General features: G+C 57.7%; 18 protein-coding genes. 3 read left to right on the forward strand and 15 right to left on the reverse strand.

The genetic code is table 11. The features are described from left to right. Positions 1-192: 192 nt before the first annotated feature. The 5 genes from LA5095_RS05295 to LA5095_RS05315 all read right to left on the reverse strand — a co-directional run bounded on the left by LA5095_RS05295 (position 193) and on the right by LA5095_RS05315 (position 4,625). Positions 193-618 (reverse strand): GlcG/HbpS family heme-binding protein, encoded by a 426-nt coding sequence (locus tag LA5095_RS05295; protein ID WP_055112823.1) that lies wholly within the window; start codon positions 616-618, stop codon positions 193-195. A gap of 87 nt (positions 619-705) precedes the next feature. Next, entirely contained in the window at positions 706-1,554 is an 849-nt protein-coding gene (locus LA5095_RS05300; RefSeq protein WP_055112824.1) for a sugar phosphate isomerase/epimerase family protein, read from the reverse strand. Further along, a complete protein-coding gene (locus LA5095_RS05305) occupies positions 1,554-2,702 on the reverse strand; it encodes a dihydrodipicolinate synthase family protein (protein ID WP_055112825.1) in 1,149 nt (382 codons plus the stop codon). The genes LA5095_RS05300 and LA5095_RS05305 overlap by 1 nt, the downstream gene beginning before the upstream one ends. 10 nt (positions 2,703-2,712) lie before the next feature. Further along, on the reverse strand, positions 2,713-3,483 hold the full coding sequence (locus tag LA5095_RS05310) for a 3-ketoacyl-ACP reductase (RefSeq protein ID WP_055112827.1): 771 nt from the start codon (positions 3,481-3,483) through the stop codon (positions 2,713-2,715). Further along, positions 3,480-4,625, reverse strand: coding sequence for an acyl-CoA dehydrogenase family protein (locus LA5095_RS05315; protein WP_055112828.1), 1,146 nt, complete (start codon positions 4,623-4,625; stop codon positions 3,480-3,482). The genes LA5095_RS05310 and LA5095_RS05315 overlap by 4 nt, the downstream gene beginning before the upstream one ends. A 140-nt stretch (positions 4,626-4,765) precedes the next feature. On the opposite strand from LA5095_RS05315, the gene LA5095_RS05320 reads away from it, so the two are divergent. Both LA5095_RS05320 and LA5095_RS05325 read left to right on the forward strand, forming a co-directional pair. After that, complete coding sequence (locus LA5095_RS05320) at positions 4,766-5,779, forward strand: aldo/keto reductase (RefSeq protein WP_055112829.1); 1,014 nt, start codon at positions 4,766-4,768, stop codon at positions 5,777-5,779. After that, a complete protein-coding gene (locus LA5095_RS05325; protein ID WP_055112830.1) occupies positions 5,776-6,231 on the forward strand; it encodes a MaoC family dehydratase in 456 nt (151 codons plus the stop codon). Before LA5095_RS05320 ends, LA5095_RS05325 begins: the two co-directional genes overlap by 4 nt. A 60-nt stretch (positions 6,232-6,291) precedes the next feature. Here LA5095_RS05325 and LA5095_RS05330 read toward each other — a convergent pair whose 3' ends face one another. Genes LA5095_RS05330 through LA5095_RS05340 form a run of 3 tightly spaced genes read right to left on the reverse strand, consistent with a single transcriptional unit; the run spans position 6,292 to position 8,947 of the window. Continuing rightward, positions 6,292-6,603 (reverse strand): Dabb family protein, encoded by a 312-nt coding sequence (locus LA5095_RS05330; RefSeq protein ID WP_055112831.1) that lies wholly within the window; start codon positions 6,601-6,603, stop codon positions 6,292-6,294. Then, positions 6,600-7,379: an enoyl-CoA hydratase/isomerase family protein gene (locus LA5095_RS05335; protein ID WP_055112832.1), complete on the reverse strand. Its 780-nt coding sequence runs from the start codon at positions 7,377-7,379 to the stop codon at positions 6,600-6,602. Before LA5095_RS05335 ends, LA5095_RS05330 begins: the two co-directional genes overlap by 4 nt. Continuing rightward, positions 7,376-8,947 (reverse strand): acyl CoA:acetate/3-ketoacid CoA transferase, encoded by a 1,572-nt coding sequence (locus LA5095_RS05340; protein ID WP_055112835.1) that lies wholly within the window; start codon positions 8,945-8,947, stop codon positions 7,376-7,378. Before LA5095_RS05340 ends, LA5095_RS05335 begins: the two co-directional genes overlap by 4 nt. Positions 8,948-9,145: 198 nt before the next feature. Here LA5095_RS05340 and LA5095_RS05345 point away from each other — a divergent pair, with 198 nt between their 5' ends. Further along, positions 9,146-9,964, forward strand: a complete 819-nt coding sequence (locus LA5095_RS05345; RefSeq protein ID WP_055112836.1) for an aldo/keto reductase — start codon at positions 9,146-9,148, stop codon at positions 9,962-9,964. 71 nt (positions 9,965-10,035) lie between these two features. Here the strand turns inward: LA5095_RS05345 and LA5095_RS05350 are convergent, their stop codons facing one another. From LA5095_RS05350 to LA5095_RS05380, 7 genes are read right to left on the reverse strand one after another with little or no spacing between them, the layout of a single operon-like run. Beyond that, a complete protein-coding gene (locus LA5095_RS05350; RefSeq protein ID WP_055112837.1) occupies positions 10,036-11,637 on the reverse strand; it encodes a GMC family oxidoreductase in 1,602 nt (533 codons plus the stop codon). Next, positions 11,637-13,139 (reverse strand): aldehyde dehydrogenase family protein, encoded by a 1,503-nt coding sequence (locus LA5095_RS05355; RefSeq protein ID WP_055114160.1) that lies wholly within the window; start codon positions 13,137-13,139, stop codon positions 11,637-11,639. Before LA5095_RS05355 ends, LA5095_RS05350 begins: the two co-directional genes overlap by 1 nt. A 52-nt stretch (positions 13,140-13,191) precedes the next feature. Beyond that, positions 13,192-13,755, reverse strand: coding sequence for a hypothetical protein (locus LA5095_RS05360; protein WP_055112838.1), 564 nt, complete (start codon positions 13,753-13,755; stop codon positions 13,192-13,194). Positions 13,756-13,770: 15 nt separating this feature from the next. After that, positions 13,771-14,796, reverse strand: a complete 1,026-nt coding sequence (locus tag LA5095_RS05365) for a zinc-dependent alcohol dehydrogenase (protein WP_055112839.1) — start codon at positions 14,794-14,796, stop codon at positions 13,771-13,773. Next, a complete protein-coding gene (locus LA5095_RS05370; RefSeq protein ID WP_055112840.1) occupies positions 14,793-15,737 on the reverse strand; it encodes an ABC transporter permease in 945 nt (314 codons plus the stop codon). The genes LA5095_RS05365 and LA5095_RS05370 overlap by 4 nt, the downstream gene beginning before the upstream one ends. Positions 15,738-15,745: 8 nt before the next feature. Next, positions 15,746-17,251: a sugar ABC transporter ATP-binding protein gene (locus LA5095_RS05375; protein WP_055112841.1), complete on the reverse strand. Its 1,506-nt coding sequence runs from the start codon at positions 17,249-17,251 to the stop codon at positions 15,746-15,748. 11 nt (positions 17,252-17,262) lie between these two features. Beyond that, complete coding sequence (locus LA5095_RS05380; RefSeq protein WP_055112842.1) at positions 17,263-18,306, reverse strand: ABC transporter permease; 1,044 nt, start codon at positions 18,304-18,306, stop codon at positions 17,263-17,265. Positions 18,307-18,391: the final 85 nt, after the last annotated feature.

Genomic DNA, 18,391 nt, shown 5'->3' on the forward strand with positions numbered 1-18,391 from the left:
TAGACAAGGACGTTCCCCCCAAACTGCGAGGCCAAAAGGGCCTCGCTCTTTTTTTGGCAAACAGAAAGCCAGCTCTGACCCTGATTGTCAGGCAATTGTCAAAACGCCCGTCCAAGAGCAGGACTTCCCGTCACAATTCAAATTTTGCCGGTCAGCATCAAAACAGACCAAAACCAAAGTGATGATCCTGATTCAATCGGCCTGAAGCCTCGCAACCGCGACCGTTGCACACGCTGCATCTTCCGGGCCGGCTGCTCCGGACACACCCAGGGCACCGATCAGGACGCCTTCGACATAAACAGGCAACCCGCCTTCCCAGGCACAAAGGCGCGGTCTGTTGACCATGCCCAGCTCCAAACCCTTGCCAGACGACATGCGCTCGTTGAAATCCCTTGTCGGTTTCCCGAGTATCGCGGTGTAGGCCTTGTCTGTCGCAAATTCGAGGATGGGTGCCGGAACTCCGTCCATGCGTCCTGACGCGACCACAGCCCCCCAGGGATCAACAGCAACGGCAGCGACCGCCCAGCCGTTATCTTCTGCGTGCGACAACGCTCCCTGAACAAGGTCGGCAGCCGTTGCATATGAAATGACCGCCTGTGTGCGTATGGTCAATGACATGACTATGGGTCCTTTCCCTCAGACAAAATGGTTCTGCAGAGACCTGAAGCAGTGTCATTCAATGTCCGGTTTCCGACCATGACACGCTCAACAGACTGTCCGGAACCTTTCCACGATCGTGTCCAGAACTTCGCCGGGATCCCGCTGCCACCAGTCGCGGGAGGAAAACACCTCAACCTCGCACGGGCCGCAATAGCCGGCTGCTTCCACAGCTGCCCGCAAGCCTTTCAGATCGGCGACACCATCTCCCATCATGCCTCTGTCCAGGAGCATGTCACCGGTTTCCTCAAGCCAGTCGCACAGGTGAAAGCCATAGATCCGTTCGCCGCCTGCTTCCCTCAGGCTCTCGGCAATCGTGGTATCCCACCAGACGTGATAGGCATCGACCGCCACGCCAACATTCGCCGTGCCGACCCAGTTACAAACCCGCACCGCGTCGCGTACGGTCATGAGCACCGTGCGATTGCCGCCGAACATCGGATTGAGCGGTTCGAGCGCCAGCTTCACACCCATGTCCGCAGCATGGTCGCTGAGCACCGCAACGCGCTCTGCCAGGATTTTCTGGCTTTCCAGGATGCCTTTGGTCTCTGGTTCTGTCCCGCCGGTCACGATCGTCAAAACCGGCGCGCCCAGGTTCGCGGCAACATCGATCGTCTCTCGCGCTTCGTCGAGCTGCTCCGGAGCTCCTGAGCCGACGATGTAAGGTGTCCTGCACAATCCAACGACCTGCATTCCGGCGGCACGGACACGCTCGCCGATCTCCCGGGCCTGATTGTCAAGCTCCCGCCGCCAGAAGACGATGCCCCCGAAGCCGCGCTCGGCACAGGCCTCGATTATCCTTTCCGGCGGCCACCCGGCGCCGAACCCGTCAAAGTTATGGCCGAGCGTTGCCGTGTTCAGCGCAAGCGCCGATGTATCCCTGGAGAAATCCCGCATCACAGGCCGTAGAGCGTCAGAAACGCCTTCATTCTCTTCACCGCAAGATCAGGGTCGCGCAACAGACCGTTTTGCTCGGCCAACTTGAAACAATCGACGAAATAAGGCAGCGGCCGCATCGATTGTGCCCCACCCAGCATGACAAAATGTTCCTGGAACCCGTTCAACCAGGCAAGAAAAACAACACCGGTCTTGTAATATTGCGTCGGGCTTCGAAAGATCAGGCGCGCAAGAGGTACGGTTGGGTCCAGCGTCGCGCGAAACCCATCGACATCTCCGGCACCGAGTTGACCAACAGCTTTTCCGACGGCAACCGCAAGAGGATCGAAAATGCCGAGAAGCGCGTGGGAAACACCCGTGTCGTCTCCCGCGATCAGCTCCGGATAGTTGAAGTCGTCTCCGGTATACATCTTCACACCGGCAGGCAGCTGCCGGCGCATCAGAATTTCCTTTTCCTTGTCGAGAAGCGATATCTTGATGCCATCGACCTTGGCGGTGTTCGCCTCAATCACCTCCAGGGCGATTGCCATTGCATCCTCAAAACTGTCGCCCCCCCAATAACCGGCCAGTTCAGGGTCGAACACTTCGCCGAGCCAATGGAGAATGACCGGCTTGTCGCAGGCCGACAGAACATTAGAATAGACACGCAGATAGTCTTCCGGCGAGGCTGCCACACGTGCGAGCGCACGCGACGCCATTACGATCAAACGTCCTCCGACACGCTGTATCGCTTCGACTTGTTCCAGATAAGCAGCCAGAACATCGTCAAGCGTCAACGCATCGGACAGAACAAGCTGGTCGGTGCCACAGCCGTTGAAAACGAGGGCGTCCGGAACCTCTTCCTGCGTTCGGCGGATCAGTTCAAGCGCACCGGGCCAGTCGAGCCCCATTCCGCGCTGCGCCGTGTCCATCGCTTCCGCGATCCCCAGACCGAGATCGGCGAGGTGGCGCCTGAAGGCCATGGTCGATTGCCAATCGACCACCGCGGCCCCGGACGGATCTGCTGCAGAAAAGGGGTCGGCAACGACATGAGCCGCCGAAAACACGATCCGTGCGGGATCCGGCCCGAGCGGAACCGCTTCGATCGGCGAGCCTTTCAGCGTGTAGTCGGCCAGTTTTCCGTTTGGGTCCGGCAGGGCAATTCTCATCGAGCGATCCTCAAAAGCGGGGAACCAGCATTCCGGCATCTGCCGATATGGCCTGTCCGGTGGTGTAAGGTAACTTGCCGGATGCCAGCGCGGCGATGATTGCTCCCATGTCCTCCGGCTGGCCGACACGCGGGAACAGTGTCAAACCCGCCCTGGCCCGGTCCTCATATTGGGAAATCACGGGTGCTGTCATATCGGTTTCGACCAACCCCGGCTGAACGTCGTAAACGGCTATGTTTTCTGCCCCCAACCGCACCGCCCAGATTTTCGATACCATCGCCGCGGCCGCCTTGGAGGCACAGTATTCCGAGCGCGGGACGGCAACGGCAACGGCGTTTGACGAGGTCACATTGACGATCGCGTGGAAAATTTCCGGATTGCGCGTCCGTGTCAGGACCCGCGCGGCAAACGCTTTCGTCAAGAAAAACATGGCTTTTGCATTTACCTCAAGACAGCGGTCCCAGCTCTCCTCGGAAACGTCCAGCGGATCTCCACGTTGCAGGACACCAACTCCTGCATTGTTGACCAGCGTGGTGAGTGGTCCGAGAACTGCTTCGATAGCGTCGAGCGCCGCTTCATGCTTGCCCAGATCGGCAACATCGAAAGGAGCTGCCACGGCGGCAACGCCAATCGAGCGGACCTCCCGGACGGCGTTTCGAAGTTCGTCGTCATCAAGTGGCCCATTGAGCGCAACCGCGAAACCTTCGGCGGCCAACGCCTTCGCGGCAGCCAGCCCGATCCCCCGGCTAGCCCCGGACACCAATACCGCCTGTCCGGTCATGACGCGGCTCCGTGTTTGACCAGCTCACGAGCGATGATCATGCGCTGGATCTGGTTGGTTCCTTCATAGATCTGCGTGATCTTTGCGTCCCGGTAAAGGCGCTCCACTTCAAAGCCCCTGATGTAGCCGGATCCGCCAAACACCTGGACGGCGTCGGCTGTGCGCGCGACGGCCATGTCTCCGGCAAAACACTTCGCCATGGAGCAGGCCTTTGTCGCCAGTTCGCCGCGGTCGATCTTCACGGCTGCTGAATGAACCAGAAGCCGCGCCGCCTCGACATCTTTCGCCATGTCCGCCAACAGCCATTGCACGCCCTGGAATTCGACAATCGGCTGCTTGAACTGCTTGCGTTGCTGGGCATAGTCCACGGATGCTTCCAGCCCCGCCTGACCGATGCCGACAGCCAGGGCCGCAATGCCGATCCGTCCCTTGTCGAGAACGCTCATCATCATGTGAAATCCGCGTCCCTCGTCTCCCAGAAGGGCATCCGCGGGCAACTCAACATCCGAGAAATTCAACGCACCGACCTGACTGGCGCGCTGTCCCATCTTGTGCTCCTTGGGACCCCGCTCGACACCTTCGGCGTGAAGGTCGACGATAAAGATCGACATGCCGCGCCTGCCCGCCTCCCGGTCGGTCCGTGCAAGCACAAACCCGACATCGGCGACCGGTGCATTGTGGATCCAGATCTTGCCGCCATTGAGGATCCAGCCGTCACCGTTCCGGACCGCTTCGGTACGAATTCCCGAAACATCCGTTCCGGCTTCGGGTTCGGTAATGCAATAGGCGACCCTGGTCTTTGCAGTCATCACCCCGGCTAACCACCTTGCGCGCTGCTCCTTCGTCCCGTGACGCACAAGCAGTGTGGAGATCAGTTCGATCAACCCGCACTGATCGGCGACGCTGGCGTATCCTCTCGAGAGTTCCTCCATCACAAGCGCATATGCCAGCGTGTCGAACCCCGGACCGCCCATCTCCTCCGGGACGCCGATTCCGAACAGGCCGAGATCGCCCATCTGCGCGTAGAGCTGTGCGGGAAAGCGCTCTTCGCTATCGAGCTCTTCGGCTGCAGGCCGTATGACCTCGTTGGCGAAATCGCGCGCCATGTCGCGTACCTGAATATGCGTTTCGGTGATGTACATCTGCGTATCCATTTGTAACTATCTAGTTACTTTATCCGCACTCCGATCGCATGGTCAAGTGGTTCCGATTCCAAATTCTCCTTGCAGAGTTGACATTTGGCGAGTTAAATAACCAATTAGTTACTTTGAAGGGACACGGTATGCAGCCTGATGCCAAAATGAAATTCGGACGTGTGGATCTGGAAGTTACCGCTTTTGGATTCGGCACCGCACCAGTTGGAAACATTTTCCGTGAGATCGACGAGGAAACGTCCGACAACATGTTCCAGACCGCATGGAAGTCCGGGGTCCGGTATTATGACACCGCACCGATGTATGGCCACGGGTTATCGGAGTTGCGCACCGGGCATAGCCTGCGCTGGAAGAACAGGGATGACTATGTTCTGTCGTCCAAGGTGGGTCGTGTTTTGAAACCCGCGCGCAAGCAGGACATCGACTATGCGCCCTGGACAAATGCCGGCCGCTTCAAAGTGAATTTCGACTATGGCTATGACGGCACGATGCGCAGCTTTGAAGATTCGCTTCAGCGTTTGAATCTCGAACGGATGGACATCTGTTTCATCCATGACATCGACCGGTTCACCCGCGGCGATGAACAACCCGAAGTTTTCAAACAGGCAATGGACGGTTGCTGGAAAGCGCTTTTGGAATTGCGGGACCAGGGTGTCGTCAAGGCGATCGGGGTTGGCGTCAATGAGTGGCAGGTCTGCCACGAAGCCCTCAAACAACGCGACTTCGACTGTTTCCTGCTCGCAGGACGCTATACGCTTCTGGAGCAGGAATCCCTGAACGAATTTCTGCCATTATGCGAAGAGCGCGGCGCAGCCGTCGTTGTCGGCGGAGGGTTCAATTCCGGGATACTTGCAACAGGTGCCATCGAGGGAGCAAAATACAACTACGCCCCCGCACCTGCCGACATCATGGGCAAGGTCTCCAGGATCGAAACAGTCTGCGCCGAGTTTGGTGTTCCGCTTCCCGCCGCTGCGCTGCAATTTGTGGTCGCGCACCCGGCGATACCCAGTTTCATTGCCGGAACACGCACCGTCGAACAGTTGCAAAAAAATCTCGACTGGTTCAGCCACCCGATACCAGTGGAGTTCTGGTCGGAACTGAAGGCAAAAGGTCTTTTGCGCGAAGACGCGCCGACCCCGTGAGTAATCTACAGCTGCCCCCCGGACGCTACGGCTTCGACGAAGTGGCCACTGGCGACAGAATTCATACGCCGAAGCGCCTTGTAACGGCTTCGGACATTGACGCCTTTGCGTCGCAGTTCGGTGACCGCTTCGAAATCCACATGGATGACGCAGCTGCCCGAAACCACGGATTTCCGGGTCGGGTCGCGCATGGTCTCCTCGTGCTTTCGCTTGTTGACGGATTAAAAAACCAGTCAGACGCCCAGTTCAGGGCAATCGCGTCCCTGGGATGGGATTGGTCCTTCCGCCGCCCTGTCTTTGTAGGCGACGAGCTTGGCGCAGTGATTGAAATCATGGAAAAGCGAAAGGTGACGAAACCCGATCGCGGTATTCTGACACTCGCTTTTTCTGTCACGAACCAGCGTGGCGAGATCGTGCAGGACGGCTCGAACAAGCTCCTGGTCTACCGATAGGCGGCAGAGGCCCCGATTTGCTGCCGACGTGTCCGGGTCCGGGCTGCCCGCAAATGCTACTCACACCTTGTAGTCACACACGAAAACACCATCGGCTCCCCCCTCAAGCTCAGCGACGATCCGGCTACCGATTGCCTGGTGCACTTCGTCTTGGAGATAGGCATCACGAACGTTTTCATCCTTGAAGTCGAACCAGAAAACATCCCGGAACCCCCGGACCAGCGGATCTTCCACACTGATGTTCGGGCGAACCTGGAAATCGGCGATCCCGACAATGCGATCCGTTAGAGATGCAAGTTCGCTCATCAGATTGTTCTTGACGTCGGCAGGTGTGCCTGCCCGAAAGTGCAAGGCCACGAAATGGCGGATCATTGCCCATCCCCTTTTCCAAATTCAGGTGTTCGTTTGTCGCGAAAAGCTGCAAGCCCTTCTCTCAGCTCCGGAGATTGCGCAGCCACGGTGCCGGCAAGCGCGTCGATGACGCGTTCACGCTCCTCGCCTTCAGCGGCATTGATCATCATCTTGACAAGCTCTGTTGCCCTTGGGCCGCGCTGCAGAACAACTGCTGCAATTTCCCGCGCCGCCTGGAGTCCCAAACCGGTCTCAACCACTTTGTCCACGAGCCCGGCCGCCAGTGCCTGTTCGGCACCGTAGGTCTCGCCGAAGACAGCCATCCGCCGGACCACTTGCGCACCGAACCGGCGCACAGCCCGCTGCGTGCCCGACCATCCGGGAATGATCCCGAGACCAGTCTCCGGTTGTCCGATCTGTATTTGGGTTTCAGCGATGCGATAGTCTGCACACGCGGCAAGCTCCAGGCCACCACCGAGCGCATGACCGTCCAGGACGGCAATCACCGGCTGCCGCAGTCGGGCAATCGCATCAAAAATCGTGTGCCCGTCGCGCACCCAGTGTCTGCCGAAACGAACAGCGTTTTCCTTTGACCAGGCATCGATGTCACCACCGGCCGAGAAAACCTTGCCCTCACCTGACAGGATGACGACGTGAATGTCCTCGCGGTGCTCGATCTGTCTGCAGCACGATGAAAGTTCTTCGACCATTGCGGTGTCCATCGCGTTCAGTTTTTCCGGACGGGACAGGCGCAGATGTCCGGTCGCGCCCTCCACGGACACGGTAACCTGACTCATGGCGTCAACCCGAACGGCTCGGGTCTGAACAGCGCGCCGTTCATCACTTGCAAGTTGTCTGCCACCCGCAGAGGAGTTGACGCCTGCTCGAGAATGTCCCGGTGCAGATCCATTCCCGGAGCAATCTCGGTCACCATAAGGCCATGCTCCGTCAGCTTTATCACGCATCGCTCGGTCACATAGGTGGCCTCCTGCCCCTGCATCAGCGCACGCTTTCCGGAGAACGACACCTGATCGACCGCAGGAACGATTTTTGAGGTGTGACCCTCCCGGTCAATCACCAACCGACCGTCGTCGAGATGCATTTTAGCGCCCGCGTTGAACGTGCCGGAAAACACGATCCGCCTGGCCCGCGCGGTAATATCGACAAATCCCCCCGCGCCCGCGGTTCTGTGTGGCGTTGCCTTTAGCCTGGAAACATTGACCGAACCGTCCGCACCTATTTCAAGGAAGGACAAGAGCGATGCATCAAATCCTCCCGCCTGGAAGTAGGCAAACTGGTGAGGGGAAGCAACGAAGGCCTCTGCATTCGCCGCGCAGCCGAACTTGAAGTCGAGAAGCGGAATACCGCCGACAGCGCCCTGTTCGATGACCCAGGTCACGTCACCATGACGTCCCTCTTCCAGGTAAACCCTCGGTACATTTGCAGAAACACCGAACCCGATATTGACCGACCAACCTTTTTTCAGCTCTTGCGAAACACGGCGTGCGATCACTTTCTGCACGCTGAATTCCATCAACTGAAAACTGTCGAGCGGCCTGATCAACTCACCGGATATGGCCGGATCATAGGGTGTGGCGGTTGTCTGCAGCATCTCCGGAGCTTCGACGACAACGTCAACAAGTATTCCCGGAACATGAACGTCGTGAGGTCTGATCGAGCCGTTCTGACCGACCTTGCGCACTTGTGCGATGACGGTACCACCGCAATTATGCGCTGCCAGTGCCATTTCCATCGCACCGAGATAGGCCCCTTCCGATTCAAAACTCAGGTTGCCTCTCTGATCGCCCGTGGTCGCCCGGATAATCGCGATGTCAGGTTTGATCGCCGGGAAATACAGCCAGTCTTCTCCTTCAAACTCCATGTGACGCACCAGTGGTTCGGCGGCCGCCGCCGGGTTCATGGCACCGCCTTCCAGGTCTGGATCCACAAACGTCTCCATACCGACTTTCGTCAGGACACCGGGCCGGTGTCCGGCGCCTTCGCGCAACATGTCAAAAATGATACCGGAGGGAAGATTGTAGGCTTTGACCTGGTTCTTGATGATCATTTGCCAGATAAGCGGCGGCTCCGCCTTTGATGGACCCGATGGATAGCTGCCTCCGATGATCTTTGTCAGACACCCGGATTTGGCGATGTGATCAACGCCCTTTGTGCCGAAAAAGTCGCCCGCCGCGATCGGGTGAATCGTCGTCAGATTTCGGGGAGCACCTGCCGCGTCGAACCGTTCGCCGAGCGCCTCCAGCACCGCGTCCGGACAGCAAAGGCCGCTTGAGGAATTCACTGCAACGACGGCGTTGTCGGGGATAAGCGCGACAGCTTCAGCCGCGGTTTTCTGTTTGGTCACAGCGTCCTCCGTGATTCGGATATTTACCCGAAGTAACTAGTTAGTTATTAAACTATGCCAATCCGTGAGCATTGAATCAACCCCGGATTTCCTTTAAAAATCAAACAGTCGACAAATTCCCCTTCCTCTTAAGTAACTAATGAGTTACAAATTAAGTAACCAAAAGGTTACAAGCCATCAGGTTCAAGGGAGGCTGAGATGAATGTATCGTTCCAGAAAACCAACCAGCGTGCATTTGGCACATATCCGCTGACGGGCGACCAGGCAAAAAACGCCATTCTGGCTGCGGCGGAGGCAGGTTATCGTGCATTCGATACGGCCCAGATGTACGGCAATGAAAAAGAAACCGGAGAAGCGCTCAAGGCAACAGGCTTGAAACGCGGGGATCTGTGCCTCACGACAAAGGTGCATCCCGATAATTTTGGTGAAGATGCTTTCCTGGCCTCGGTGGAAAAAAGCCTTCGGGATCTGCAAACGGACTACGTCGACATCCTGTTGCTGCATTGGCCGCCGGTTGGCGGCGATATCACCCCGTCTCTTGAGCTATTGCAGTCGGCCCGGGACAGAAACCTGACGAAGAATATCGGCGTTTCGAACTATACCGTGCAGATGATGAAGGACGCGGTTGCCATCGTCGATGCGCCGATCGTCACCAACCAGGTGGAATTTCATCCGCTGTTGAATCAGGACAAGCTCCTGGCGGGTGCGAACGAAATCGGCATTCCGCTATCCTCCTACTCTTCGGTTGCACGCGGCGAAGTTTTCAAACAGCCCCTGTTTGCGGACATCGGCAAGGCTTACGGCAAGAACGCCGGCCAGGTTGTTCTGCGCTGGATCCTGCAAAAGGGTGTCAGCATAAACACGATGTCGACAAAGCCGGAAAACATCCGGTCAAACTTCGACATCATGGATTTCACATTGTCTTCGGTGGACATGGCGCGCATCGATGAGTTGACACACCGGAACTACCGGATCGTCACCAGGGATCTCGTTCCATGGGCCCCTGAATGGGATTGATCGGGGCCGGTTACAGACAGGCAAAAAAGAGGGCGATCACCTGATCGCCCTTTTCAGTTGGGGAAGCCCGTTCAGTTATTGCCCCGAATGAGGTCGCTCGCCTTTTCGGCAATCATGATGGTCGGCGCATTGGTATTCGAGCCGATGACACTGGGCATCACTGAACTGTCACATATCCTTATTCCCTCCAGTCCGCGCACACGCAGCGACGGATCGACCACCGCCATCTCATCCACGCCCATTTTGCAGGTGCAGGTCGGGTGATAGGACGTTCGCCCGTACTGACGCGCATATGCCTCGAGGTCTGACCGGGACTTGACGGTGTCATCGGGAAAGCGGGTCGACTTGATGTATTTCTGCAAGGAAGGTTGCTCGAAAATTTCCCGGCTGATCTTCACACCTTCGATGCCCGTTTTCAGATCATCAGGCTCAGCCAGAAAATTCGGATCAACGATCGGAAGGTCGTCGGGATCGGCTGATCTCAATCGAACCGTGCCCCGGCTCTTCGGGCGAAGCGCGTAGGAATTCAACGTGATCCCCGAAGCCCCCTTGCGCACGCTCGGCACGCCTGCCTCGGCGCCCGCGCCTGCCAGGAAGTGGAATTGAAGATCGGGAACCGGTTGGTCGGCGTCGGCGTACCAGAACGCACCTCCCTCGACGACATTGGAGGTGATCGGCCCGGACCTGAACAGCAGATACTCCATCCCCGCCCATGCGGCCCAGTGCAGCTTGTTGTATTTGTCGAGACTATCGTGTCCCTTGAGCTCGGCCACGATGTCGATCCCGAAGTGATCGTGCAGGTTCTCCCCCACACCCGGCAGATCATGAATGACATCGATGCCATGCTCCCTGAGATGCGCGGCCGGTCCGATGCCCGAGAGCATCATGATTTTCGGAGTACCTATTGCCCCCGACGTGACGACGACTTCGCTCTCGGCATTTGCCTTGTGCTTCACATCATCTTTGACGTACTCGACACCGGTTGCCCGATTGCCCTGGAACGTGATTTTCCGGACAAGGCAGCCGGTTTCAACCGTCAGGTTTTTCCGGTTCAACACTGGTTTCAGATAGCCAACGGCGGCTGAACAACGTCTGTAGTTTTTCGTGGTCGTCTGGTAGACACCGCAACCGGCCTGCGTCTCACCATTGAAATCGTGGCTGAAAGGAATTCCACGCTCCTGGCAGGCCTGCACAAAAGCCCTTGTCATGACTTGCGGATCAGGAATGTTGGAGACACCAAGCGGACCGTCCGTTCCGTGCCAGTCGCCGGAAAGCACGGTGTTGCCCTCCGAGCGCAGGAAATACTGCTGGATTTCACTGAAGGACCAGCCCTTGCACCCCTCCTCATGCGCCCAGCGGTCATAGTCCACAGGGTTTCCGCGGGTGAAGACTTCCGCGTTGATTGAACTGCCCCCACCGATGACACGCGCCTGGGCATATGGAATTTCACGGTTGTTTGCATGCTTTTGGGGTGCCGTGACGAGGCCCCATGTATGCGGACCGGTCGTCATCTTGGCGAAGCCGACCGGCATGTGGATCAAGGGGTGGGAATCCCTGCCACCGGCTTCGAGCAGCAGCACGCGCGCGTCTGCATTCTCGCTCAGCCGACTGGCCAGAACGCAACCGGCTGACCCGCCGCCCACAATGACAAAATCATAGCCGCTTTCAGTCATCACGCCACCCACGGTGTCCGTTTTCCGATCTCAATGTGCACGGATTTGACCTGGGTGTATTCTTCAACCCCGTAGATGCCGGCTTCGCGACCCCACCCGGATTGCTTGAAACCGCCAATCGGGAGTTCCGGCCCGCCGGAGAGGGTGGTATTGATCCAGAAACGCCCGGCCTGCACACGCCGCGTGACGACAAGAGCCTTGTCGATATTCTTGGTCCAGACACTGGCAGCCAGGCCGTATTCGGTGTCATTTGCGATCGCCACAGCCTCTTCGAGCGTATCGAATGGCATGACAGTCAATACGGGACCGAAAATCTCTTCGCGTGCAATCGTCATCTCACTGGTGACGTTTCCAAATAGCGTCGGAGCGATATATTGCCCATGGCCGAAATCAAGCTGCTCGCCCCCATGGATCAGCGTCGCGCCCTCGGCACGGCCTTTCTCGATATATCCCATGATCGTCGTGTTCTGGGCATCGGTCGTGATCGCCCCAACCTGGGTCCTTTCGTCCAGAGGGTCACCAACGCGCACTTTCCTGAACTTTTCCGCGACCATGGACGCAAATTTCTCGGCAACGGTTCGCTCAACGATCAGTCTGGAACCCGAAACACAACATTGACCCGTATTGAATCCTATGCCAAAGGCAACACCATCCGCGGCATCTTCCAGATCCGCATCTGCGAATACGATCTGCGGGTTCTTGCCGCCCAGTTCCAGCCCCAGCTTCTTGAAATTGGATTTTCCCGACGCTTCAACGACACGGCGACCGACCGCCGTCGAGCCGGTAAAAGACAGCATGTCAACCTGCTCATGTTCGATCAAGCCCTGCCCTATTGTGCTGCCGGAACCGGTCACGACATTCAACACGCCTGCCGGCAATCCCGCATCATGCAAGATCTCCGCGAGGATCAGGGTTGTTGCCGAAGTGACTTCCGAGGGTTTGGCAACGATCGTGCAACCGGCCGCAAGAATATACGGAATGCGCTCGCACAGGATCAGGAATGGAAAGTTCCACGGCGTAATGACACCAACGACACCGACAGGTTCGCGTGTTACGACGCCGAACATGCCGTCCCCGAGATTGTTGAAACTGTCGCCGTGAAGAGACCGTGCCAGCCCGCTTGCATATTCGAACATGCCGACACAGCCCCCGACTTCCGCACGCGCCTGTGAGATCGGCTTGCCGTTTTCCAAAGTCTCCCAGTAGGCGATTTCTTCCGCTCGCGTCCGGACACCTTCAGCAGCTTTCAAAAGCACAGCGGCACGGTCAGCGCCCGAAAGACCCGACCAGCGCCGGTCGTCAAAGGCTTTCCGGGCAGCATTAACGGCTGCATCCAGATCGGCATCCGTGCATTTCGGGATCCGGGTAACAGGAACGCCATGCCCGGGCGAAAACCTTTCAAACACCTCGCGACTTTCTATCGGCGACCAGGAACCGTCTACGAAAAACCCGAATTCCCTGGGTTGATCTGGAAGGCTTAGTACGATGCTTGAATCACTCATTTTCATTCCCCAACGAAGAAACTTCGGAAACCGGATTTGAAGCGAATTGGATTTAAGAGGTTGCGTCGAGGCTGGTACGCCATTCATTCCAACCACCTTCAACCGAAGAAGGTGCGGCATGCCATTCGGGCATCGGCAATCCCGTGGCGGGATCCCTTGAGGGAATGGGGAGCATCATTATTCGTTTGCAGGCTCTTTTGTAGTCCTCGTCAGACAAAAAGGCCTCCTGAATATCATCCCAGTCGCGACCATCCGGGTAGCCGCCGCACATATGGACATTGTCCGACCTGGCGATCATTTCGTGGCTGACCCCGGCAGGCATTAGAATGACATCACCCGCGTCGATCTTCACTTTTGTCCATCCGCCTTCTCCGACAGACAGGCTGAACTCAATCCAGCCTTGTGCGCAGCCCAGGCACTCATGTGTTGTCGAGTGAAAATGTGCGTACTCGTAGATCCCCGGGTAGTCCCAGTTGTTCGACCATCCATTTGATACAAATAGCCGTTTGATTGCATCGGCACCGCCGCCCGGGACAACATTGCGATGCACAAGAAGTGGAAACCGGTTGTTGGGAATCCGGCCCTGCGGTCTGGACATGTAGGCTTCGGTAGTCATTTCAACTTGCCCTCTTCACATCACGATTTGCGTTTTCAAGTCTTCCGGTCGGTCGACCAGACTGTCGAAGGCCGACTGGATGTCGGCAAGCGGAAACGTCGCGCCGGTAAACGCCTCGGTCCTGATACGGCCGTGGGTCAGAAGCGTCAGGCTGTCATGCATGTCCTGCCCCATACCGGCGACGGAGCCCTTGATCGAGTTTTCTTCAAGGATCGTCCGTAATATGTCGACCGGTAACGTCTCGCCGGCTCCGGTCAGTCCGAATGCTGCTATGTGGCCGCCCTTGCGAATGAGCTGCATGGCGGTCTGGTAGAGCGAAGGGTGACCGACACTCTCAATCACGATATCCGCGCCACGCCCTTCCGTGGCACGCATCACGGTTGCTTCGAGTTCGGCTGGATCAGTGACACCGTAATCGGCACCCGCTTCCAGTGCCAGGCGAACACGGTCTCTTGAAATGTCGGAGACGATTATCGGTGCTGCGCCGATCGTGCGCAAAAGCTGGACATGAAGATTGCCAATTGGCCCTGCCCCGATCACCACAACCGATTGCCCGAAGGTGATCCGGGCTTTCCGGGCGGCACGGACAACGCAGGCGAGCGGTTCTGTTAGCGCCAGAACGGCTTGTGGTGTCTTGTCCGGAGCAGCAATGACCAGACGCGCCGGAACCGCAATGAATTCAGCGAAGGCACCGTTGATGGTGATACCCATCTGTTGCATGTCCGGACAGTTCAGGATTTCGTTGCGCCGACACCAGTAGCAGTGTCCGCAGCCGATGTTCATATCGACCACAACCGATTGTCCGACCTTCGTGCCCTCAACATTTTTTCCGGTTTCGACGACCGTCCCGGTGAACTCGTGACCCGGGATCAGCGGCAGCTTGTCGGCCGCGTAGTGACCGTTGAAAATATGCATGTCCGTACCGCAGATGCCGGTTCGGGCAATCTTGACCAGCACCTGATCGTCACCGACCGACGGCATCGGCACGTTGCGCAACTCAAACCTGCCGGGTTTGACAAGATATGCCGCCAGCATCGTCATTTGACAACGCCTCTGAGTTTCGACCGGTCGATCGTCAGTGCGATGGCGGCGATCAGCACGATCCCGAACACCATCTGCTGCTGGGTCGCGTCGATTTCCAGGTAGACCATGGCGGCCCGGATCACCATGACGATAAGTGTCCCGATCGCGGTGTTGAGCACACCACCGACACCGCCGGTCAACGGCGTGCCGCCAACCAGTACGGCCACGATGGCAAGCAGCAGAAATCCGTTCGCCAGGTTGGCATCGCCTCCGGATAGTTTCACGGAAAAGATCAGTCCGGCGACGGCGGCGAAGACGCCGGAAATGGCGAAAGCAAGGATCTTCACTCGGTCGACGTTGAGGCCGGACGCAATTGCTGCAGGTTCGCCGGAACCGACCGCTTTCAAGGACCTTCCGAATGTGGTCCGTGTCTGCAGGAACCACGCCAGCACCAACAGAACAATTGCGATTACCAGCTCGTGCGGGACACCCGCCGTGTTGCCGAACATCCAGCCGAAGCTCGAATTCCGCAGCTCGGCATCCATGTAGAGTGCGCGCTGACCGGAAAAATACTTCGCCGCAGAAAGCGCGACGAAGCCCATGGCGAGCGTGGAGACAAAGCTCGGCACATAAAGACGCGTCGTCACGAATCCGGAGATCGCGCCAACAATGAATCCCGCCGCGACAGCAACAAGGGCAACCCCGACACCGAATTTGGCAAGATAGACCGTGGCGATCACGGTCACCAGATTGGCAAGCTGCTGAACCGAGAGGTCGATCCCGCCGATATAGATGGCGAAAGTCATGCCCAGCGCCATGATGAACAGCGGCACCACATCGGTGACCAGGGACAACAGGCCCGCGGGGTCAAAGAAGCTGGGATTGGCAATACCGACCAGCAGGACCAGCACGAGAAGCGTGATCCAGGGAAGATGCGGCTTGATACGTTCGAATGACATTTTCAGCCTCAGATCATGTGGTGAACAAGGTCATAAAGCGACGGCTTCGCGCCGGGTGCGCAGTCAAAGCGTTTCTGAAACTGGCCATCCTTCAGGACAAGAATTGTGTGACTGAGCCCGATTGCCTCCTCCAGCGTATCAGCCACCAGAACGATGCCGACACCGGCATGCGACATCTCGCGTATCATTTCGTAGACGTCTTCCTTGGCACCGATGTCGAGCCCGCGCGTCGGATGGTCCAGAAGCATGATCTCTGCGCCGCCTGACCGCCATTTCGCCAAGACCACTTTCTGCTGGTTACCGCCGGACAGACCACCGCAATCCTTGTAGACATCAGGGGTCTTGATACCGAGGCGCTCGATCCAGTTGCGGGCAAGTGTCTTTTCTTCGCTCACCCGCAGAACGCCCGCGTTCGCGTATTTGTTCATCTGGCTCAACGTCATGTTTTCATAGACGTTCATGCCGGCAACGATGCCTTCGACCTTTCGTTCCCGCGGGATGTAGCCTATTCCCGCATCGACACCACTGCGCGCGGAAAAACGGGTCACCTTTTGGTTCCTGATCGCGACAGAGCCGCTGGTCGGTGTTTCGAGACCGAAGATCGTGCGCAAGATCGCCTCGCGACCCGACCCCTCCGTGCCGACAAGGCAGATCACTTCTCCTGGATGCAACGCGAAGGAAACATCCTCAAAGCGCTTGTCGCAGCTCACGCCGTCGAATGTCAGCAACACTTTGCCGGCGTCGTAAGGCCGCTGCTTCTGCTCGCGATAATATTCCTTGTCGACTTCCCGCCCGACCATCTTGTGCTGAATGGCATCCACCTCGGCCTCGTCGTGCGACACAACATCGACAACGGCACCGTCCTTCATCACGTAGATACGATCCGAGAGCCGCAGGACTTCGTCCATGCGGTGGCTGACGAAAATAAAGCTCGCCCGTTGCTTGAGATCCTTCACGAGGTTGAACAGCAGCTCGACTTCCTCCTTGGCAAGAACCGAGGTCGGTTCGTCAAGCAGGATCACAAGATCCCCATCGATCCGCTCTTCCAGCGTCAGAACCTTGGCAAGTTCCACCAGCTGGCGTTGTGCGAAACTGAGTTCGGATGTCGTCATGCCCGGATCAATGTCCAGCTTGACCTTTGCAAGCTGCATGCGGGCCGCCTCGGACATCGCCTTCCAGTTGATGACGCCGAATTTCACGAACTGCTGCTCGTAGCCCAGGAAGATGTTTTCCATCACCGTCAGGTTCAGGATCAGCGATTGTTCCTGGAACACCATGCCGATACCGTGTTCCATCGCCTGACGGGGGTTTTGAAAACGAACCGTGGTGCCGTCGAGTGCGATGTTGCCGCCGTCCGGCTGGTAGGCTCCGTAGATCACCTTCATCAGGGTGGATTTGCCGGCACCGTTTTCGCCGACCAGTCCAACGATCTCGCCGCGTTTCACCTTGAAATCGACACCCTTCAGCGCGTGAACGCCGGGAAAGTGCTTGTCGACTTGTCGAAGCTCATACATGCACCGCCCCCCTATTTCACGAAGCTGACCGACTTGCGGTCGGTGGACAGAACCACGGCGATAATCACCAGAAGACCAAGAACACCGTCTTGTGCGTAACTTGGAAGTCCGATCACAACCATTCCGTTGTTGATGACATTCACGATCAGAACACCGACAAGAGTGTTCCAGACCCCGCCGATACCGCCCCAGAGTGCGGTTCCTCCGACCACGACAGCGGTGATCGAAATGAACATGAAATTGTTGCCGGTCGCCGTCTCTGCGATCCCGATCCGCCCGACTGCCAGCAGCGCGCCCATGGCAAAGAACACGCCTGCCAGAGTGAAACCCATCAGGCGCACGCGGGTGACATTCAGACCGCTCGCATGCGCCAGTTCCTCTCCCCCGCCGACTGCGTAGAAATTGCGTCCGAGGGTCGTCCTCGACTGGATAAACCAGGCAAGCAGCGTCATCGCCAGCGCGACATAGACCATGATGGGGAAATTGAACCAGCGCACGGTCAGCAGCGAACGAAAGATCTCGTCCTCGACCCGGATGCGGTCACCGCCCGTCAAGAGCAATGCAAATCCCGTCCCGACAAACCCCATGGCAAGCGAAGCCATGAAACTCGGTATCTTGAGCCGGACATGAACCAGACCGTTGATGAATCCGAGGACAGCCCCGACCACCAACGCAAGCGGGATTGCAAGCCACGCCCAGCTTGCCAGCGTCCCGCCCCAGGAAATGAAGGCAAACGCAAAAATCACGGCGCACACCGAAACCGTGCCTTCCATCGAAAGATCGATCGATCCCATGAGGATGATGAAGGTGACACCGATGGCAACCATCAATGCCGGGGTCGACGCGATCAGGATGCGCGCTGCATTCCGGATTGAAAAGAAACGGCTGTCGACCAGAAACAAGTGTTGCTTGCCTTCCTGCAGGTCTTCGAGCCACTCGAAGAACGGAAAGACGAGCGTCAGGAAAACCAGGACCAGAAGGGGGGCCCATTTGATGATCCTGTCTCTGGTCAGAAAGCTCGCCCGCGGGGCTGTCTGGGCGACAACTTCCGTCATGATCCTCGTCTCCTAGCGGGTCGTCAGCGCCGGCACCGGCGCATTGCAATGTCAGAATGGAAAAGAGAAATGATCGCCTGCCCGG

The organism is Roseibium album, from assembly GCF_001404515.1.
GTDB classification, from domain to species: Bacteria; Pseudomonadota; Alphaproteobacteria; order Rhizobiales; family Stappiaceae; genus Roseibium; species Roseibium album.